Source organism: Acidovorax soli (genome assembly GCF_014207955.1).
GTDB classification, from domain to species: Bacteria; Pseudomonadota; Gammaproteobacteria; order Burkholderiales; family Burkholderiaceae_C; genus Acidovorax; species Acidovorax soli_A.
Window position 1 is genome coordinate 361590 of record NZ_JACHLK010000006.1, and the last position, 18877, is coordinate 380466.

The window sequence follows — 18877 nt, forward strand, 5'->3', positions numbered from 1 at the left end:
TTCAGGCGCGCTTGCCGCGGCCCAGGTCCACGCCCAGCTGGCGCAGCTTGCGGTACAGGTGGGTGCGCTCCAGGCCGGTCTTTTCGGCCACGCGGGTCATGGAGCCGCCTTCGCGGGCCAGGTGGAATTCGAAGTAGGCTTTCTCGAAACCGTCGCGCGCCTCGCGCAGCGGGCGGTCCAGATCGAAACCCTGGTGCGAATGCGGGCCGGTTTCCACGCCGGACAGGGCCGTGATCACGGGCACCTGGGTGAACGGAGCGTCGGCTGGCGCAGCGGCCGGCGCCTGCACGGCGGCCACGGGTGCAGCATGGTGTGCGGCGTTGCGCGCCAGGCCCTGCTCCACCGCCTTGAGCAGCTTTTGCAGGGTGATGGGCTTTTCCAGAAACGAGAAGGCGCCGATGCGGGTGGCCTCCACCGCCGTGTCGATGGTGGCGTGGCCGCTCATCATGATGACGGGCATGGTCAGCACACCGCCGGTGGCCCACTCCTTGAGCAGCGACACACCATCGGTATCGGGCATCCAGATGTCGAGCAGCACCAGGTCATAGCTGCTGCCTGCACGCGCAGCACGGGCTTGCGTCGCGTTCTCTGCGAGGTCCACGCTGTGGCCTTCGTCGTTCAGGATTTCGGACAGCAGGTCGCGAATGCCGAGCTCATCGTCGACCACCAGAATGTTTGCCATGTGTGTGAAAACGCCTTGGGAGGTACTGCGGGGCGGTGTTGTTATGCCGCCACCGCTGGTTCAGTGGCGAATGATAACGACACTTGGGCGCCCCGCACCACGCCATCTTCCACACGGTTGGACAGGTCGATGCGGGCTCCGTGCTCGTCCGCGATCTTTTTCACCACTGCCAGACCCAGGCCGGTGCCACGCGGTTTGGTGGTGACATAGGGCTCGAAAGCGCGCTGCAGGATGTGTGCGGGAAAGCCGCTGCCGCTGTCCGAAACCGTGAGCCGCACACGCCCCGACGACTCGCTCCAGCGGGTGGTGATGCGCACGGGCGACAGGTTCTCGCCACCGGCTGCGCGCGCCTGTTCGGTCGCGTCCTGTGCGTTTTGCAGCAGGTTGTGCACCACCTGGCGCAGTTGCTGCGCATCGCCTGCAATCGCCGGGCAACGCGCGTCCAGCTCAGCTTTCACGGGGACCGTGGCATTTTCCTCGCCATACAGATGGAGTACATCGGCCACCAGTGCATTGATGTCCAGCGCGTGCAACTCGGCCGCCGGCAGGCGGGCGTAATCACGGAATTCGTTGACCAGGCGCTTCATGGCATCGACCTGCTCGACGATGGTCCGGACCGACTTGGCGAGCACCGCCTGTTCGGTCGCGCCGACCTTGCCGGTGAGCTTCATTTCCAACCGTTCGGCCGACAGCTGGATGGGCGTCAGGGGGTTCTTGATCTCATGCGCAAGGCGGCGCGCGACCTCTCCCCAGGCCTGCGCACGCTGCGCAGAAACGATCTCGGAAATGTCGTCAAAAACCAACAGTCGGGTCGAATCCGGGAGCTCGGCGCCCCGCGCAATGATGCTGGTCGCGTGCTGTCCGGCCCCGGCAAGCGAGGCGTGCAGCTCGAACGGATGCTGCCAGTGGTCCAGGCCATGGTGGTCACGCTCGCCCAGAAAGGCGGCAAACTGCTTTTGCACAGCGGCGGCAAAGTCCGCCAGGCCCGGCACCTCGGCCAAGGCCTGCCCTTCGTATGCAGCCATGGGCGCGCGCAGGATGCGTGTGGCCCCGGGGTTGGATGAGCGGATCGTGCCCGCCCCGTCGAGCACCATCACGCCAGCGGTGAGGTTGTCCAGGATGGTCTGCAGGTTGGCGCGCGCCGCGTCCACCTCGCTCATGCTCTGCTCCACGGCGCCCCGGGCATCGGCCAACTGCTGGGTCATGAGCGCGAACGAACGCGTCAGGCCCCCGAGCTCGTCCTTGCCCTGCAGGGCGGCCTTGGGGCTCAGGTTGCCGGCAGCCACCTCACGCACCCCCTCGGCCAGCACCAGCAGCGGTCGCACCAACTGGTTGCCCAGCAGCACGGCGAGCAGCACGGCGCCGAAGACGGCCAGGAACAGGCTCAGCGTGAGCGTGCCCACATACATGCGCCGCAGGCCACCGCGCGCCAGGGCGCGCTCCTGGTACTCGCGGTTGGCTTCCTGCACGGCGATGGCGTTCTCCACCAGGGCCGGCGGCAGCATCAGCGTGGCCTGCAGGTAGCGCGGCTCGGCCAGCAGGCCCACGGTGGGGCTGCTGACCAGGGCGATGATCTTCACCCGTGCGTTCTGCACGGCGACAGGGTCGGCAATATCGTCCAGTCCCTCGATCTGCGCCAGCGCACGCTGCTGGCGCACGGTGCGCAGCAGCGGCACGCCGGGTCGCTCGGGGTTCAGGCTGAAGCGCGACTGGCCGGCGCTGGCCACCGCCTGCCCAGCACCGTTCCACAAGATGACGTCGGTGGCCCCCAACTGGTCGCGGATGCGCTCGAGCACCACCCCGGCGGAAGCGTCAGGGACCTGCGCCACCTGGGCACTGGCGGCGCGAGTCTTGGAGGCCATGTCGGTCGCCAGGGCATCGAGCGAGACGCGCGCCAGGTTCACCCCGGCGGACAGTGCCCCCTCGACCTTCACGTCGAACCAGCTTTCGATGGAACGGGTCACGAACTGATAGGACACCACATAGATCAGCACGCCAGGCACCAGGCCGACCAGCGCAAAGATGGCCGCCAACTTCACCAGCAGGCGGCTGCCGAAGCGGCCCCGGCGCAGGCGCAGCCACAGGCGCACCGCCACCCAGCCCAGCACCGCGAGCAGCAGCAGGGCCACCAGCACGTTCACGCCGAACAGCCAGGCGTAGTTGCGCTCGTAGAGCGCGCGGTTGTTGGTGGCCAGGGTCAGCAAAAAGAGCAGCACCAGCCCGATGGCGGACATGATGGCCGCGCCCACCCCCACGGCCCAGCGCACGGCGCGGGACTGGCGCGCCGCCAGATGGGCCGAAGCCGACGTAGGCGCCGCCGGGCCCGAGGGGCTCACTTGGCGCCTTCCGGCAGGGCGAGGCGCCCGGAGCGCGAGACCAGCAGGTTCCAGCCCGAGCGACCCACCGCGCCGATCTGGAACGGGCGGGGCAGCTGCGACATGTCGAGCCTGAAACGAAACTGTATCGAATGGCCTGCATCGGTATCGATTGCGGCGGCTTCTGCGATCTTCCAGCGCGAAACGCGCTGCATTGCAGACAGCGCATCCTCCAGGTCGTCGAAATTCTGGCCCACCAGGGCCACGCCCACGCCGGTGTTGGTGATGGGCGATGCCGAGGTGCTCAGGCGCCAGCGCCGGGTCAGGGGCTGGTAGCTCAGCCGCAGGTAGCGCGTGGCCTCGGCAACCAGGCGGTCGGACCAGTACCAGCGGTCACGCATCACCTGCGCCTCCATCACGAAGTACATGGGAATGCCCTTGCGCAGTGCGTCCTCGGCCAGCTCGGGCAGGTCGAACTCCAGGCTGGTGCTCAGGTAGATCCCGTCGTCCAGGCGCTGCAGCCGCAATTCGGCCACTTCGCCCCGGCTGGTCTCTGATCGGGCCGCCACCGGCCATGCCAGCAGGGTGATCAGCATCAAAAGCGCACCAATCCACACCCAACGAGCTGCCAAGCGCTCAGTCGGCCGATTTTTGCAACAGTGCGTAAAAAAATCCGTCGTGATCACCGATTCGATTGTCCGGGACAGCCCCCTGCTTGTCCGCTGCGCGGGGGATTAAATGCCCGGGCGAGGGGAGCAAATGTGCATCGGTGTTGTGTGCAAGAAACGTTTGCACCTGCGCGTCGCCCTCCGCACGGAAGACGGAGCAGGTGCAGTACAGCAGCCGCCCGCCGGGCACAAGCAGTGGCCACAGGGTGGCCAAGAGCTGCTTTTGCAGGGCCGCCAGTTGGGCGATGTCGGTCTCGCGGCGCAGCCAGCGCACGTCCGGGTGGCGGCGCACGATGCCGGAGGCGGTGCAGGGCGCATCGAGCAGAATGGCATCGAACAGCGCCCCGCCGCTGGCCGTGGGCCACCAGGTCTCGGGCCGGGCGGCGTCGGCCACCAGCACCTGGGCAGACAGGCCCAGGCGCGAAAGGGTCTGGTGGATGCGCTCAGCCCGCGAGGGGTCGATCTCCAGGGCGGTCACCTGCAGGGGGGCGCCCTCCCCGGCCATCTCCAGCAGGTGGGCGGTCTTGCCGCCGGGCGCGGCGCAGGCATCCAGCACCCTGAGGCTGCGCGTGCGGTCCATGCCCTGCAGCAGCAGCGGGGCCGCCTGCTGGGCCGCCATGTCCTGCACCGACACCCGGCCCTGTGCAAAACCAGGCAGCGCCTGCACCGGCAGCGGCCGCTGCAGCACCAGGCCGTCGGCGCCGGCCAGCTCGGCAGCAGCGCCCATCTCGGCCAGTTCCTGGTGGTACTGCGCCTGGCTCCCCCGCAGCCGGTTCACGCGCAGCGCCATCGGGGCATGGGTGTTGTTGGCGTGCAGGATCTGCTCCCACTGCGCGGGATGGTCCTTTTGCAGGCGCTTGATCCACCACAGCGGGTGGTTCCAGCGCGCCACGGGATCGGCATCGGTGGCCGCCACCAGGGCATCGCTTTCGCGCAGAAAACGCCGCAGGCAGGCATTGATGAACGAAGACTGGGCGCGCGTGGCCGGGTGGCGCTTGGCCGCTTCCACCGCCTGGTTGACGAGGGTGAACGGCTCGTAGGCGGCCTCGTCGGCACGCCAGCACAGCGCCAGCGCGGTGCACAGCAGGGCGTCCGCATCGGGCGGCGGCGGCCGCTTGGCCAACTGGCGCCGCAGCGCCTCGGCGCGCCCCAGGTTGCGCAGCACCTGGAACAGCAGGGCCTGCACGCCTGGGCGCAGCGCCGCGCCGACCGCGTCCAGCGCCGCCGTGCCCGAGGCGCCACCGCGGATCGCCTGGAGCACGCCGGCCACCGCGATGAGCTGCTGCCACAGCGCCACCTGGGGTGCGCCGCCGCTGGCAGCGGGCTGCACGGCATTGCGGTCGGCGCCAGGGCGCCGCTTGTCGGGCGCAGCGGGTTGGGGTCGTGCTGGTTTCATGGTGGTGGGAACCTTGGGGTCGCCGCGCCCGGAGCGCGGTGTCTGGCTATCAGTGGGAGGAAACCGGAAAAAGGCGAGGGATCACAAGCCCTTGGCCGCCTTGAATCCAAAGACCCAGGCGAGCAAGCGGGCCGGAAACTGGTGGATGGCGGCATCGTGCTGCTCGGCGGCATGGTTGATCACCTGCACCGCCAGATCGATCTGCGCGTGGTGCTCTTCCCAGCGGATGGACCAGGGCGCCACCATCTCCCGGGCCCCCGGGCCATCGGCCTCGGTCACCACGCTGCGCCAGGTGGCGTCGAGCACGCTGCGCGCGGCGGTCAGCGCGGCCAGGGCGTCGCGCTGCAGGGGCTGCGAGCGCGCCACGGCCAGCGAAGCCCCCATCTGGGTGGTGGCACCGCGCAGGGCCGCGACCTTGGCCGGATCCAGCAGCGGAGTGGGCGGCTCGCTGCTGTCCGCAGCGCCACCCGCCGCTGCCGCAGGGGCCGCACTGTGGCCCTGGACCGCGTCGAACTCACCGAGCAGGGCAATCAGGCGCACCAGGTGGGCATCCACGGCCCCGAAGGCCTGGACCACGGAGGAGCGCAGCCGTGTCAGGCGGTTGTAGGCCCCCAGGGCCCAGAACAGCATGATGGCGACAAAAATCCAGAAAAGGGGCGAAGACCACATACACATTGCCACGGGTTGGCGCTGCAGGCGCAACCCGTGGCCGGAAAAAGAAAACGGAGGAGAACAAGCGCAGCGCACCGGCAGCGCTCCAATAAAAACGCTCCCGGCCTGTCCGAAGACAGGGCGGGAGCGTTTTCGGGCCCGGGCCTGCACCGAACCAGGTCCCCATGCGCCGCGCATTGCTGCATCGCTGGGGCCTTGTCCGGTGCCACGGGGGCGTCAGTCTGCGGACGTGTCCGTGGCGGTGGTGGTGCTGCCTTCGACCTCGGTGGCATCGTCCGTCGACGAGGCCGCCATTTCAGCGGCTTCGGCTTCGGCGATGGCGCGGCGCTCGGCGTCGTCCATGGCGTCCTTGGCCTTGCGCGCCTGGTGGTAGGCCAGGCCGGTACCGGCAGGGATCAGGCGACCCACGATGACGTTTTCCTTCAGGCCACGCAGCTCGTCGCGCTTGCCCATGATGGCAGCCTCGGTGAGCACGCGGGTGGTTTCCTGGAAGGACGCCGCCGAGATGAACGAGTCGGTCGACAGCGATGCCTTCGTGATACCCAGCAGCAGGTTGCTGTAGGTCGCGGGGATCTTGCCCTCGGCCTGCAGTGCCTCGTTGGTGTTGAGGATCTCGGAGCGCTCGACCTGCTCGCCAGCGATGTAGTTCGACTCACCGACGTTCTCGACCACGACGCGGCGCAGCATCTGGCGAACGATCACCTCGATGTGCTTGTCGTTGATCTTCACGCCCTGCAAGCGGTACACGTCCTGCACTTCATCGACGATGTAGCGCGACAGCTCTTCGATGCCCAGCAGGCGCAGGATGTCCTGCGGATCGGCCGGGCCGTCGACGATGGACTCGCCCTTGTTCACCACCTGGCCTTCGTGCACCAGGATGTTCTTTTCCTTGGGCACGAGTTCTTCGAACACATGGCCTTCGGGGTCGGTGATCTGCAGACGGACCTTGCCCTTGGTTTCCTTGCCGAACGACACGGTGCCGGTCATCTCGGCCAGCGTGCCCTTGTCCTTCGGGGTACGGGCCTCGAACAGCTCGGCCACGCGGGGCAGACCGCCGGTAATGTCGCGGGTCTTCTGGCCTTCGACCGGAATACGCGCCAGCACTTCGCCGGGGCCCACGTCCTGGCCATCACGCACCTGGATCAGCGAGCCGATCTGGAAGCCGATGGTCACCGAGTGGTCGGTACCAGGGATCTTCACTTCATTGTTCTGCGCATCGATCAGCTTGACCTGCGGGCGCACGACCTTGGCAGCGCCGCGGCGCTTGGGGTCGATCACCACCAGGGTGGACAGACCGGTCACTTCGTCCAGCTGCTTGGCAACCGTGAGGCCTTCCTCGACGTTCTCGAACTTCACCTGGCCGGCGAACTCGGTGATGATCGGGCGGGTCAGCGGATCCCAGTTGGCCAGGATGGTGCCAGCCTTGATGGACTGGTCGGCCTTCACCGTCAGCAGGGCACCGTACGGCACCTTGTGGCGCTCGCGCTCGCGGCCATGCTCGTCGTGGATGATGATTTCACCCGAACGTGCAATCACCACCAGCTCGCCCTTGGTGTTGCTCACGTAGCGCATCGTGGCGTTGAAGCCGATCACGCCGTTGGACTTGGCTTCCACGCTCGAGGCGATGGCGGCGCGCGATGCGGCACCACCGATGTGGAAAGTACGCATGGTCAGCTGCGTGCCGGGTTCGCCGATGGACTGGGCGGCGATCACACCCACGGCTTCGCCGAGGTTGATCAGGCCACCGCGGCCCAGGTCGCGGCCATAGCACTTGGCGCACAGGCCGTAGCGGGTCTCGCAGGTCAGGGCGGTGCGCACCTTCACTTCGTCCACGCCAGCGGCTTCGATTTCCTCGATGAGGTCTTCTTCCAGCATCACGCCGGCAGGCACCAGCACCTTGCGGGTTTCGGGGTGCAGCACGTCTTCGGCAGCGGTGCGGCCCAGGATACGGTCGCGCAGCGATTCGATCACTTCACCGCCTTCGACGATGGCGCGCATCAGCGAACCATTGGCGGTGTTGCAATCCTCTTCGGTCACGACCAGATCCTGCGTCACGTCCACCAGGCGGCGCGTCAGGTAGCCGGAGTTGGCCGTCTTCAGCGCCGTGTCGGCCAGACCCTTACGGGCACCGTGGGTGGAGATGAAGTACTCCAGCACGTTCAGGCCTTCGCGGAAGTTCGCGGTAATGGGCGTCTCGATGATCGAGCCGTCTGGCTTGGCCATCAGGCCGCGCATGCCGGCCACCTGGCGGATCTGGGCGGCAGAGCCGCGGGCACCGGAGTCGGCCATCATGTAGATGGAGTTGAAGGACTCCTGGTCCACTTCCTTGCCGTGGCGGTCCGTGACCTTCTGCTTGGACAGCTGGGCCATCATCACCTTGGACACTTCGTCGCCGGCCTTGCCCCAGATGTCCACCACCTTGTTGTAGCGCTCGCCCGAGGTCACCAGACCCGAGACGTACTGCTGCTCGATCTCCTTCACTTCCTTCTCGGAGCGCTCGATGATGCCGACCTTCTGCGGTGGCACCAGCATGTCGTCGATGCAGATGGAGATGCCGGCGCGCGTGGCCAGGCGGAAACCGTTTTGCAGCAGCTTGTCGGCGAACACCACCGTTTCCTTGAGACCGCACTTGCGGAAGGAAACGTTGATGAGCTTGGAGATTTCCTTCTTCTTGAGCGCCTTGTTGATGTTGGCGAACGGAAGGCCCTTGGGCAGGATCTCGGACAGCAGGGCACGGCCGGTGGTGGTTTCCACCATCTTGGTCTCGGGCACGAACTCGCCGGTTTCCTTGTTCTTGGTCCACTCGGTCAGGCGCACGTTGATGCGCGTGGCCAGCTCGACTTCGCCCGCGTCGAAGGCGCGCTGCACTTCGCCGGTGTCGGCGAAGATCAGGCCTTCGCCCTTGCCGTTGATGCGATCGCGGGTGGCGTAGTACAGACCCAGCACCACGTCCTGCGAAGGAACGATGGAGGGCTCGCCCGAGGCGGGGAACAGCACGTTGTTGGAGGCCAGCATCAGCGTGCGGGCTTCCATCTGCGCTTCCACCGACAGCGGGACGTGGACAGCCATCTGGTCACCGTCGAAGTCGGCGTTGAAGGCCGCGCAGACGAGGGGGTGCAGCTGGATGGCCTTGCCTTCGATCAGGATGGGCTCGAACGCCTGGATGCCCAGGCGGTGCAGCGTAGGCGCACGGTTGAGCATCACCGGGTGTTCCTTGATGACCTCTTCCAGGATGTCCCACACCACCGGCGTGCCGGATTCGACTTCCTTCTTGGCAGCCTTGATCGTCGTCGCGATGCCCATGGCTTCCAGGCGCGAGAAGATGAAGGGCTTGAACAGCTCCAGGGCCATCAGCTTGGGCAGGCCGCACTGGTGCAGCTTGAGCGTAGGGCCCACGGTGATCACGGAACGACCCGAGTAGTCCACGCGCTTGCCCAGCAGGTTCTGGCGGAAACGGCCGGACTTGCCCTTGATCATGTCGGCCAGCGACTTCAGGGCGCGCTTGTTGGCGCCCGTCATGGCCTTGCCACGGCGGCCGTTGTCCAGCAGCGAGTCGACGGCTTCCTGCAGCATGCGCTTTTCGTTGCGCGCGATGATTTCAGGGGCCTTGAGCTCCAGCAGGCGGCGCAGACGCGAGTTGCGGTTGATGACGCGGCGGTACAGATCGTTCAGGTCGGAGGTCGCGAAGCGGCCGCCGTCCAGCGGCACCAGCGGACGCAGGTCCGGTGGCAGCACGGGCAGCACTTCCAGCACCATCCACTCGGGCTTGATGCCCGACTTCTTGAACGCTTCCAGCACCTTCAGGCGCTTGGCGTTCTTCTTGACCTTGACTTCGGAGCCGGTCAGGTCGCCGCGCAGCTTCTCGATCGACAGGTCGATGTCGATGGATTCGAGCAGGTCCTTGATGCCTTCGGCGCCCATCTTGGCGATGAACTCATCGCCGTATTCCTTGCGCTTGGCGTCGTAGTCGTCCTCGGACATGATGCTGAACTTCTTCAGCGGAGTCATGCCGGGGTCGGTCACCACGTAGGCTTCGAAGTACAGCACGCGCTCGATGTCGCGCAGCGTCATGTCCAGCACCAGGCCCAGGCGCGATGGCAGCGACTTCAGGAACCAGATGTGCGCGCAGGGAGCAGCCAGGTCGATGTGGCCCATGCGCTCGCGGCGCACCTTGGTCTGCGTGACTTCAACGCCGCACTTCTCGCAGATCACGCCGCGGTGCTTCAAGCGCTTGTACTTGCCGCACAGGCATTCGTAGTCCTTGATGGGGCCGAAGATCTTGGCGCAGAACAGGCCGTCGCGCTCGGGCTTGAACGTGCGGTAGTTGATGGTCTCGGGCTTCTTCACCTCGCCGAAAGACCACGAACGGATCTTCTCGGGCGAAGCCATGCCGATGCGGATGGCATCGAAGTGCTCATCCGGCGTGAATTGCTTGAACAGGTCGAGTAGCGATTTCATAGTGACTCTTTCCTTTTCCGCTTAGGAGCGTTCCAGCTCGATGTCCAGGCCCAGCGAACGGATTTCCTTGACCAGCACATTGAACGATTCCGGCATGCCGGCTTCGATGGCGTGTTCGCCCTTGACGATGGACTCGTACACCTTGGTACGGCCCACCACGTCGTCGGACTTGACGGTAAGCATTTCCTGCAGCACATAGGCGGCGCCGTAGGCCTCCAGCGCCCAGACTTCCATTTCCCCGAAACGCTGGCCACCGAACTGGGCCTTGCCGCCCAGCGGCTGCTGCGTGACCAGGGAGTACGGACCCGTGGAGCGCGCGTGCATCTTGTCGTCCACCAAATGGTGCAGCTTCAGGTAGTGCATGTAGCCGATGGTGGTGGGGCGCTCGAAGCGGTCACCGGTGCGGCCATCGTGCAGGTAGGCCTGGGTGCGCGTGGGCGTGAGGCCCTTGCGTGCGGCCAGGTCGTCCGGGTAGGCCAGCTTGAGCATGTCCATGATTTCTTCTTCCGAAGCACCATCGAACACGGGGGTCGCGTACGGCACGCCGGCCGTCAGGTGCTGCGCCATGGACATCAGGTCGTCGTCCGTCAGCTGCGACAGGTCTTCCTTGCGGCCGCGCGAGTTGTACACCTCTTCGAAGAAGGTGCGCAGCTCGCTCGCCTTGGCTTCCTGCTGCAGCATGTCGCCGATGCGCTGGCCAATGCCCTTGCCGGCCCAGCCCAGGTGGACTTCCAGCACCTGGCCGATGTTCATCCGCGAAGGCACGCCCAGCGGGTTGAGCACGATGTCGGCAGGGGTGCCGTCGGCCATGTAGGGCATGTCTTCGACCGGAACGATCTTGGACACCACACCCTTGTTGCCGTGGCGGCCGGCCATCTTGTCACCAGGCTGCAGGCGGCGCTTGACGGCCAGGTAGACCTTGACCATCTTGAGCACGCCGGCTGGCAGTTCGTCGCCTTGCGTGAGCTTCTTGCGCTTTTCCTCGAAAGCCAGGTCGAAGCTGTGGCGCGTCTGCTCCAGGGCGTTCTTGATGGATTCGAGCTGGGTCGCGACTTCGTCTTCCGCGGGGCGGATGTCGAACCAGTGGAACTTCTCCACCGAGGCCAGGTAGGCCTTGTCGATCTTCGTGCCCTTGGCCAGCTTCTGCGGGCCGCCATTGGCCACGCGGCCGTTGAGCAGCTTCTCGATACGGTCGAAGGCGTCGGCCTCGACAATGCGCAGCTGGTCGTTCAGGTCCAGGCGGAAGCGCTTGAGTTCATCGTCGATGATCTGCTGGGCGCGCTTGTCGCGCTGGATGCCTTCGCGGGTGAACACCTGCACGTCGATCACGGTGCCTTGCGAGCCCTGGTCCACACGCAGCGAGGTGTCCTTCACGTCGGAAGCCTTCTCGCCGAAGATGGCGCGCAGCAGCTTCTCTTCAGGCGTGAGGGTGGTCTCGCCCTTGGGCGTGACCTTGCCGACCAGCGTATCGCCGGGCTGCACTTCGGCACCCACGTAGATGATGCCGGACTCGTCCAGGCGGTTCAGCTGCTGCTCCGACAGGTTCGGGATGTCGCGCGTGATTTCTTCGGCGCCCAGCTTCGTGTCGCGGGCCATCACCACCAGTTCCTCGATGTGGATCGAGGTGTAGCGGTCTTCGGCCACCACGCGTTCGGAGATCAGGATCGAGTCTTCGAAGTTGTAGCCGTTCCAGGGCATGAAGGCGATCAGCATGTTCTGGCCGATGGCGATTTCGCCAAAGTCCGTCGATGCGCCGTCGGCGATCACGTCACCCTTGACCAGCATGTCGCCCTTCTTGACGATGGGGCGCTGGTGGATGTTGGTGTTCTGGTTGGAACGCTGGTACTTGATGAGGTTGTAGATGTCCACACCCACTTCACCGGCAACGGCTTCGGCGTCGTTCACGCGCACCACGATGCGGGTCGCGTCGACATAGTCCACCACGCCGCCACGGTTGGCCGTGACCACGGTGCCGGAGTCGACAGCGGCCACGCGCTCGATGCCCGTGCCCACCAGGGGCTTCTCGGGACGCAGCACGGGCACGGCCTGGCGCGACATGTTGGCGCCCATCAGTGCGCGGTTCGCATCGTCGTGCTCCAGGAACGGAACCAGCGAGGCAGCGACCGACACGATCTGCGCGGGCGACACGTCCATGTACTGCACGCGATCGGCACCGCACAGGATGGATTCACCCTTTTCACGGGCCGACACCAGGTCACCGGACAGGCGGCCGTCCTTGTCGAGCACGGCGTTGGCCTGCGCGATCACGTACTTGCCTTCTTCGATGGCCGACAGGTAGTCGATATCGTTCGTCACCTGGCCGTCCACCACGCGGCGGTACGGGGTTTCGATGAAACCGTACTCGTTCAGGCGGGCGTACAGGGCCAGCGAGTTGATCAGGCCGATGTTCGGGCCTTCAGGCGTTTCGATAGGGCAGACGCGGCCGTAGTGGGTCACGTGCACGTCACGCACTTCGAAGCCGGCGCGTTCGCGGGTCAGACCGCCCGGGCCCAGTGCGGACACACGGCGTTTGTGCGTGATTTCGGCCAGCGGGTTGGTCTGGTCCATGAACTGCGACAGCTGCGAGGCGCCGAAGAATTCCTTCAGGGCGGCCGAGATCGGCTTGCTGTTGATCAAGTCATGGGGCATGAGCGGCTCTTGCTCGGCCTGGCCCAGACGTTCCTTCACGGCCTTCTCGATACGTGCCAGGCCGGTGCGGTACTGGTTTTCGGCCAGTTCGCCCACGCAGCGCACGCGGCGGTTGCCCAGGTGGTCGATGTCATCGACTTCGCCGTTGCCGTTGCGCAGGTCCACCAGGATCTTGACCACGGCCAGGATGTCTTCGTTGGACAGCACCATCGGGCCGGTGGATTCGTCGCGGCCGATCTTGGCGTTGAACTTCATGCGGCCCACGCGCGACAGGTCGTACGTGTCGGGGTTGTAGAACAGGCGCTGGAACAGGGCCTGCACAGCGTCTTCCGTTGGCGGCTCGCCGGGGCGCATCATGCGGTAGATGGCCACGCGCGCAGCGAACTCGTCCACCGTTTCGTCGATGCGCAGGGTCTGCGACATGTACGCGCCCTGGTCGAGTTCGTTGGTGTAGATGCACTGCACGTCCTGGATGCCGGCCACGCGCAGCTTCTTGAGCAGCGCTTCGGTCAGCTCGTCGTTGGCCTTGGCGATGATCTCGCCGGTGTCCGTGTCGACGATGTTGCGGGCCACGACGCGGCCGATCAGGAAGTCTTCGGGCACGCTGATGTGCGTGGTGCCCGACTGCTCTAGTTCACGGGTGTGGCGCGCGGTGACGCGCTTGTCCTTGGCGACCACGACCTTGCCCGACTTGTCGGTGATGTCGAAACGCGCCACTTCGCCGCGCAGGCGCTCAGGCACGAACTCCATCTGCGCACCACTGTCCATGATGCGGAAGTTGTCGTTCACGAAGAAGTTCGCGAGGATGGACTCGGGGTTCAGGCCGATGGCCTTGAGCAGGATCGTGACCGGCATCTTGCGGCGACGGTCCACGCGGAAGTACAGGATGTCCTTCGGGTCGAATTCGAAGTCCAGCCAGGAGCCACGGTAGGGGATGATGCGTGCGGAGAACAGCAGCTTGCCCGAGCTGTGCGTCTTGCCCTTGTCGTGCTCGAAGAACACGCCAGGCGAGCGGTGCAGCTGCGAAACGATCACGCGCTCCGTGCCGTTGATGATGAAGGAGCCCTTCTCGGTCATCAGGGGCACTTCGCCCATGTAGACCTCTTGTTCCTTCACTTCCTTGACCACCTTGGACTGCGAAGTGGAGGACTCGCGGTCATAGATGATCAGCTGCACCTTGGCGCGCACGGCCGAGGCGAAGGTCAGGCCCCGGGTCTGGCACTCGCGCACGTCGAAGGCGGGCTTGGCCAGGTTGTACTCGATGAACTTCATCTCCACAAAGCCGTTGTGGGAGACGATGGGGAAAGCTGCGTCAAAGGCCGCCTGCAGGCCTTCGATGGTCCGTTTCTGGGGTGCTTTGTCTGCCTGCAGGAAAGCGGTGTATGCGTCCTTCTGCATCTGCAGCAGATAAGGGACTTCCAGCACGCTGTCGCGGCTGCCGAAACTTTTGCGGATTCGCTTGCGTTCGGTATAGGAATAGGCCATGAGATCTCCGGGCAAAGACATGAGTCCTGGGTCTTCGACGACTGACCCGCAAAGGCTCTCCTCCTTGCGGGCTTGGCGGTTGGCCACTACCAACCATGGCGGACGGCGATGCGTTGCACATCACCCGAACCAAGGTATCTTCTGCTGTCGGGGTTGTCAGAAGACACTCGAAAACCGCTACGGGAATGCGGCTTTCGGGTGCGCTCTGAAAGCGCCAAAGGCTGGAGGCCCGCGAGGAGCGCTCCAGCCCTTGCAAGGGACCGAATTACTTCAGTTCAGCCTTGGCACCGGCTTCCACCAGCTTCTTGACGGCAGCTTCGGCGTCGGCCTTGGCAATGCCTTCCTTGACGTTCTTTGGAGCGCCGTCCACCAGGTCCTTGGCTTCCTTCAGGCCCAGGCCGGTGATTTCGCGCACTGCCTTGATGACGGACACCTTGTTGGCGCCGGCATCGGTCAGCACCACGTTGAATTCCGTCTTCTCTTCAGCAGCTGCAGCAGCGCCACCGCCGCCGCCGGCAGCAGGAGCAGCCATGGCTGCAGCGCTCACGCCAAACTTCTCTTCAATGGCCTTCACCAGGTCATTGAGTTCCAGAACCGTCATGCTGTCCAGAGCGGTCAAAAATGCGTCTTTATCGAATGCCATTTTTATTTCCTAACAATTGTGTTGGTTATCTGCCCGGCCATCAAGCCGCTGCAGGTTCGGCGGCCACAGGGGCTGCGCCTTCGCCTTTTTTCGCCGCCAGTGCGCCCAGCACAACGGCCGTACGCGACATGGGGGACATAAGCAAGCCACAAATCTGGGCCAGCAGCACTTCCTTGGAAGGAATGTTGGCCAGTTGCTTCACGCCGTTGACATCCAGGGCCTTGCCACCGAAAGCGCCACCGCGAATGACCAGCTTGTCGTTGGTCTTCGCGAAATCGGCCACCACCTTGGCGGCGGCCACAGCGTCTTCGGAGAAGCCATAGATCAGCGGACCGGTCATCTGGTCAGCCACCACGTCAAACGCGCTGCCTGCCACAGCACGGCGGGCCAGGGTGTTCTTCAGAACACTCAGGCTCACACCCTTGCTGCGGGCTTCGACGCGCAGTTTGGTCATGTCGGCGACCGTGATGCCGCGGTATTCCGCGATCACAAGCGTTTGAGCTTTTGCGGCGAGGCTGGTCACTTCATTGATGACCGCTTCTTTCTCACTGCGATTAAGACTCAAGGTCTACTCCTTAAAATGCGCACTCGGCGATGGCCTCGTGCGCGCTCTTGTTGCAGCGACCAACTGTTTAGGAAAATTTTCCATCTGCAGCGGGATCGCCATCTGCGTTGGCACCTTGTCTGGCTTTAAGTGCGACCGGCTCGCACACCAACGGTCTTGGATGGCCCAGGTCTGCCGAAGCAGCCCCAGCCCACCACATCGGGCCCACCCGAAGGCCGGCCCGAAGATTTCTTGCAATTACGCTGCGATGGTTTGCGTGTCCACGCGGACGCCCAGGCCCATCGTGGAGGACACAGCCACCTTGCGCAGGTACAGGCCCTTGCTGGTAGCAGGCTTGGCCTTGTTCAGGGCTTCGATCAGTGCAGCCAGGTTGCCTTGCAGCTTCTCGTTGTCGAACGAACGGCGACCGATCGTGCTGTGCACGATACCGGCCTTGTCCACGCGGAACTGCACTTGACCTGCCTTGGCGTTCTTCACAGCCGTAGCGACGTCAGGCGTCACGGTGCCCACCTTGGGGTTGGGCATCAGGCCGCGTGGGCCCAGGATCTGGCCCAGCGTACCGACGACGCGCATCGCGTCAGGGGCAGCGATCACCACGTCGAAAGGCATGTCACCGGCCTTGACCTGTGCGGCCAGGTCGTCCATACCCACCACGTCGGCGCCAGCAGCCTTGGCTTCTTCTGCCTTGGCGCCTTGGGCGAACACGGCCACGCGGGTCGTCTTGCCGGTACCGTTGGGCAGCACCACGGCGCCACGAACCACCTGGTCGGACTTCTTGGCATCGATGCCCAGCTGAACGGCCACGTCGATGGATTCGTCGAACTTGGCCGTAGCGGCTTCCTTCACGATCGCAACTGCTTCGGCGAATGCGTACAGCTTGGTGCTGTCAACCTTGCCTTGCAGGGCTTTTTGCTTCTTGGTCAGCTTGGCCATCTTACAAACCCTCCACCGTCACGCCCATCGAGCGGGCGGAGCCAGCCAGCGTGCGCACAGCGGCGTCGACGTTGGCAGCGTTCATGTCCTTCAGCTTGGTCTTGGCGATTTCTTCGAGCTGTTCGCGCGTGATCTTGCCGACCTTGGTCTTGAGAGCGTTCGAGGAACCCTTCTCGAGCTTGATGGCCTTCTTGATCAGGGTCGTCGCGGGCGGCGTCTTGATGATGAAGGTGAAGCTCTTGTCTGCAAAAGCCGTGATGACCACGGGCAGTGGCAGGCCTGGCTCGACACCCTGGGTCTGCGCATTGAATGCCTTGCAGAACTCCATGATGTTGAGGCCACGCTGGCCCAGTGCGGGACCGATTGGTGGGGATGGATTGGCCTTACCAGCTGGAACTTGCAGCTTGATGAAGCCGACGATTTTCTTCGCCATGCTTTACTCCTTGCGGGTGATGACGCCCAGGCCTTGCGGCTTGAGCTCCCCGGGGTTAACGACTCACAACACTTTCATCCGCACCGAGCCGAAAGGTGCGGCATCCAAAAACAAATGGCAGGCTCAGGTCTTCTCGACCTGGCCGAATTCGAGTTCCACCGGGGTGGAGCGGCCGAAGATCATGACGGACACCCGCACACGGCTCTTCTCGTAGTTCACCTCTTCGACGGAGCCGTTGAAGTCGGTGAACGGGCCTTCCTTCACGCGGACCAGCTCGCCCACCATGAATTCGATCTTGTGGCGCGGCTTGTCCGTGCCTTCCTGCATCTGGCTGACGATCTTCTGGACTTCGTCTTCCGAGATGGGGGCGGGACGGTTCTTGGCACCGCCCACGAAACCCGTGACCTTGTTGGTGTGCTTCACCAGGTGCCAGGTATCGTCGTCCATGACCATTTCGACGAAGACATAGCCGGGGAACAGGCGGCGCTCGGTGGTCTTGCGCTGGCCGTTCTTCATTTCCACGACTTCTTCGGTCGGCACCAGGATGCGGCCGAACTTGGACTCCATGCCCGAGCGGCTGATGCGCTCCACGATGTTGCGCTCGACCGCCTTCTCCATGCCCGAGTAGGCATGGACGATGTACCAGCGCAGATCGGGATTGCCCGATGCAGCGGGGGCCAGGGCTTCGGATCCGGAGGTGTCCACAGAATTGTCAGTCATCACTTACTTCCTCCAGCCCAAGATCAGATCGTACAGAACCCACTCGAGGGTCTTGTCGGTGAACCACAGGAAGAGCGCCATGATGACAACGAACGCAAACACGTAGGCCGTCATCTGCAAGGTTTCCTTGCGCGTGGGCCAGACGACCTTCTTCACTTCGCGCCAGGCTTCGCGTGCAAACGCGACAAACTGCCGGCCTGGCTCGGACACCAGGAACACGGCAGCCGCGGCAACCAGTCCAACGATCAATGCCGCCCATTGGGCGATCGCACCCTGCTTGCTCAGCAGGTAAAAGCCAGCCACCGATGCAATGACCAATGCGGCCACAGCGGCAAGCTTGGCTTTGTCTGCACCGGTATTGACGGTTTCAACCTGGGAAGTGGCCATGTGTATTGTTTCCTGATCCGATTCGCGGCGTCGCCCAAGACGCCGAAGCCCGCCAGGTTCTGGCGGGCTTGCTGGGTGCCACTTTTCAGGTGGCAGGGGCAGTAGGAATCGAACCTACAACCTTCGGTTTTGGAGACCGACGCTCTGCCAATTGAGCTATACCCCTGTAACGCTATTAGGCGATGATCTTGGCCACGACGCCGGCGCCGACGGTACGACCGCCTTCACGGATGGCGAAGCGCAGACCTTCTTCCATGGCGATGGGGTTGATCAGCTTGACGGTGATCGACACGTTGTCGCCTGGCATGACCATTTCCTTGTCCGCTGGCAGCTCGATCGCGCCGGTGACGTCGGTCGTGCGGAAGTAGAACTGAGGACGGTAGTTGTTGAAGAACGGCGTGTGGCGGCCGCCTTCGTCCTTGCTCAGCACATACACTTCAGCCGTGAAGTGGGTGTGGGGCTTGATCGAGCCGGGCTTGCACAGCACTTGGCCGCGTTCCACGTCTTCGCGCTTGGTGCCGCGCAGCAGCAGACCGACGTTGTCGCCAGCCTGGCCTTGGTCCAACAGCTTGCGGAACATTTCCACGCCCGTGCAGGTGGTCTTGGCGGTGTCCTTGATACCGACGATTTCGATTTCTTCGCCGACCTTGATCACGCCGCGCTCGATACGGCCGGTCACCACGGTGCCGCGGCCGGAGATCGAGAACACGTCTTCCACAGGCATCAGGAAGGAGCCGTCCACTGCGCGCTCTGGCGTGGGGATGTAGGTGTCCAGGGCTTCAGCCAGCTTCATGATGGCTTCTTCGCCCAGCTTGCCCTTGTCGCCTTCCAGGGCCAGCTTGGCCGAGCCGCGCACGATGGGGGTGTCGTC

Annotated in this window: 14 protein-coding genes and 1 tRNA gene; all 15 read right to left on the reverse strand. The window is 64.5% G+C overall.

Annotated elements, in window-relative coordinates; genetic code table 11:
- Position 1 precedes the first annotated feature (1 nt).
- Entirely contained in the window at positions 2-682 is a 681-nt protein-coding gene (locus HNP48_RS17515; RefSeq protein ID WP_184859276.1) for a response regulator, read from the reverse strand.
- A gap of 41 nt (positions 683-723) precedes the next feature.
- Positions 724-3018: an ATP-binding protein gene (locus HNP48_RS17520; RefSeq protein WP_184859278.1), complete on the reverse strand. Its 2295-nt coding sequence runs from the start codon at positions 3016-3018 to the stop codon at positions 724-726.
- Positions 3015-3593 carry a DUF4390 domain-containing protein gene (locus tag HNP48_RS17525; RefSeq protein ID WP_184859282.1) on the reverse strand — a complete coding sequence of 193 codons (579 nt, stop codon included), beginning with the start codon at positions 3591-3593 and terminating at the stop codon, positions 3015-3017. The genes HNP48_RS17520 and HNP48_RS17525 overlap by 4 nt, the downstream gene beginning before the upstream one ends.
- 40 nt (positions 3594-3633) lie before the next feature.
- On the reverse strand, positions 3634-5061 hold the full coding sequence (rsmB, locus tag HNP48_RS17530) for a 16S rRNA (cytosine(967)-C(5))-methyltransferase RsmB (RefSeq protein WP_221480242.1): 1428 nt from the start codon (positions 5059-5061) through the stop codon (positions 3634-3636).
- 81 nt (positions 5062-5142) lie between these two features.
- Complete coding sequence (locus tag HNP48_RS17535; protein WP_260420261.1) at positions 5143-5691, reverse strand: LemA family protein; 549 nt, start codon at positions 5689-5691, stop codon at positions 5143-5145.
- 258 nt (positions 5692-5949) lie between these two features.
- Positions 5950-10191, reverse strand: coding sequence for a DNA-directed RNA polymerase subunit beta' (gene rpoC / locus HNP48_RS17540; protein WP_184859286.1), 4242 nt, complete (start codon positions 10189-10191; stop codon positions 5950-5952).
- A 21-nt stretch (positions 10192-10212) separates the two neighbouring features.
- Positions 10213-14325 (reverse strand): DNA-directed RNA polymerase subunit beta, encoded by a 4113-nt coding sequence (gene rpoB, locus HNP48_RS17545; RefSeq protein WP_184859288.1) that lies wholly within the window; start codon positions 14323-14325, stop codon positions 10213-10215.
- 265 nt (positions 14326-14590) lie between these two features.
- The gene (rplL, locus tag HNP48_RS17550; RefSeq protein WP_184859290.1) at positions 14591-14968 is read right to left on the reverse strand and encodes a 50S ribosomal protein L7/L12; all 378 of its coding nucleotides are present in this window, start codon (positions 14966-14968) and stop codon (positions 14591-14593) included.
- A gap of 40 nt (positions 14969-15008) precedes the next feature.
- Positions 15009-15533, reverse strand: a complete 525-nt coding sequence (gene rplJ / locus HNP48_RS17555) for a 50S ribosomal protein L10 (RefSeq protein ID WP_184859292.1) — start codon at positions 15531-15533, stop codon at positions 15009-15011.
- Between the two features lie 237 nt (positions 15534-15770).
- On the reverse strand, positions 15771-16466 hold the full coding sequence (gene rplA, locus HNP48_RS17560; protein ID WP_184859294.1) for a 50S ribosomal protein L1: 696 nt from the start codon (positions 16464-16466) through the stop codon (positions 15771-15773).
- Position 16467: 1 nt separating this feature from the next.
- A complete protein-coding gene (rplK, locus tag HNP48_RS17565) occupies positions 16468-16899 on the reverse strand; it encodes a 50S ribosomal protein L11 (RefSeq protein WP_142149034.1) in 432 nt (143 codons plus the stop codon).
- 123 nt (positions 16900-17022) lie between these two features.
- Positions 17023-17619 carry a transcription termination/antitermination protein NusG gene (gene nusG, locus HNP48_RS17570; RefSeq protein WP_184859296.1) on the reverse strand — a complete coding sequence of 199 codons (597 nt, stop codon included), beginning with the start codon at positions 17617-17619 and terminating at the stop codon, positions 17023-17025.
- A gap of 3 nt (positions 17620-17622) precedes the next feature.
- Positions 17623-18006, reverse strand: a complete 384-nt coding sequence (secE, locus tag HNP48_RS17575; protein WP_184859298.1) for a preprotein translocase subunit SecE — start codon at positions 18004-18006, stop codon at positions 17623-17625.
- 90 nt (positions 18007-18096) lie between these two features.
- Positions 18097-18172, reverse strand: a tRNA-Trp gene (locus tag HNP48_RS17580).
- Between the two features lie 9 nt (positions 18173-18181).
- A partial coding sequence (locus tag HNP48_RS17585) for an EF-Tu/IF-2/RF-3 family GTPase (protein ID WP_260420262.1) occupies positions 18182-18877 on the reverse strand: 696 nt, incomplete at its 5' end.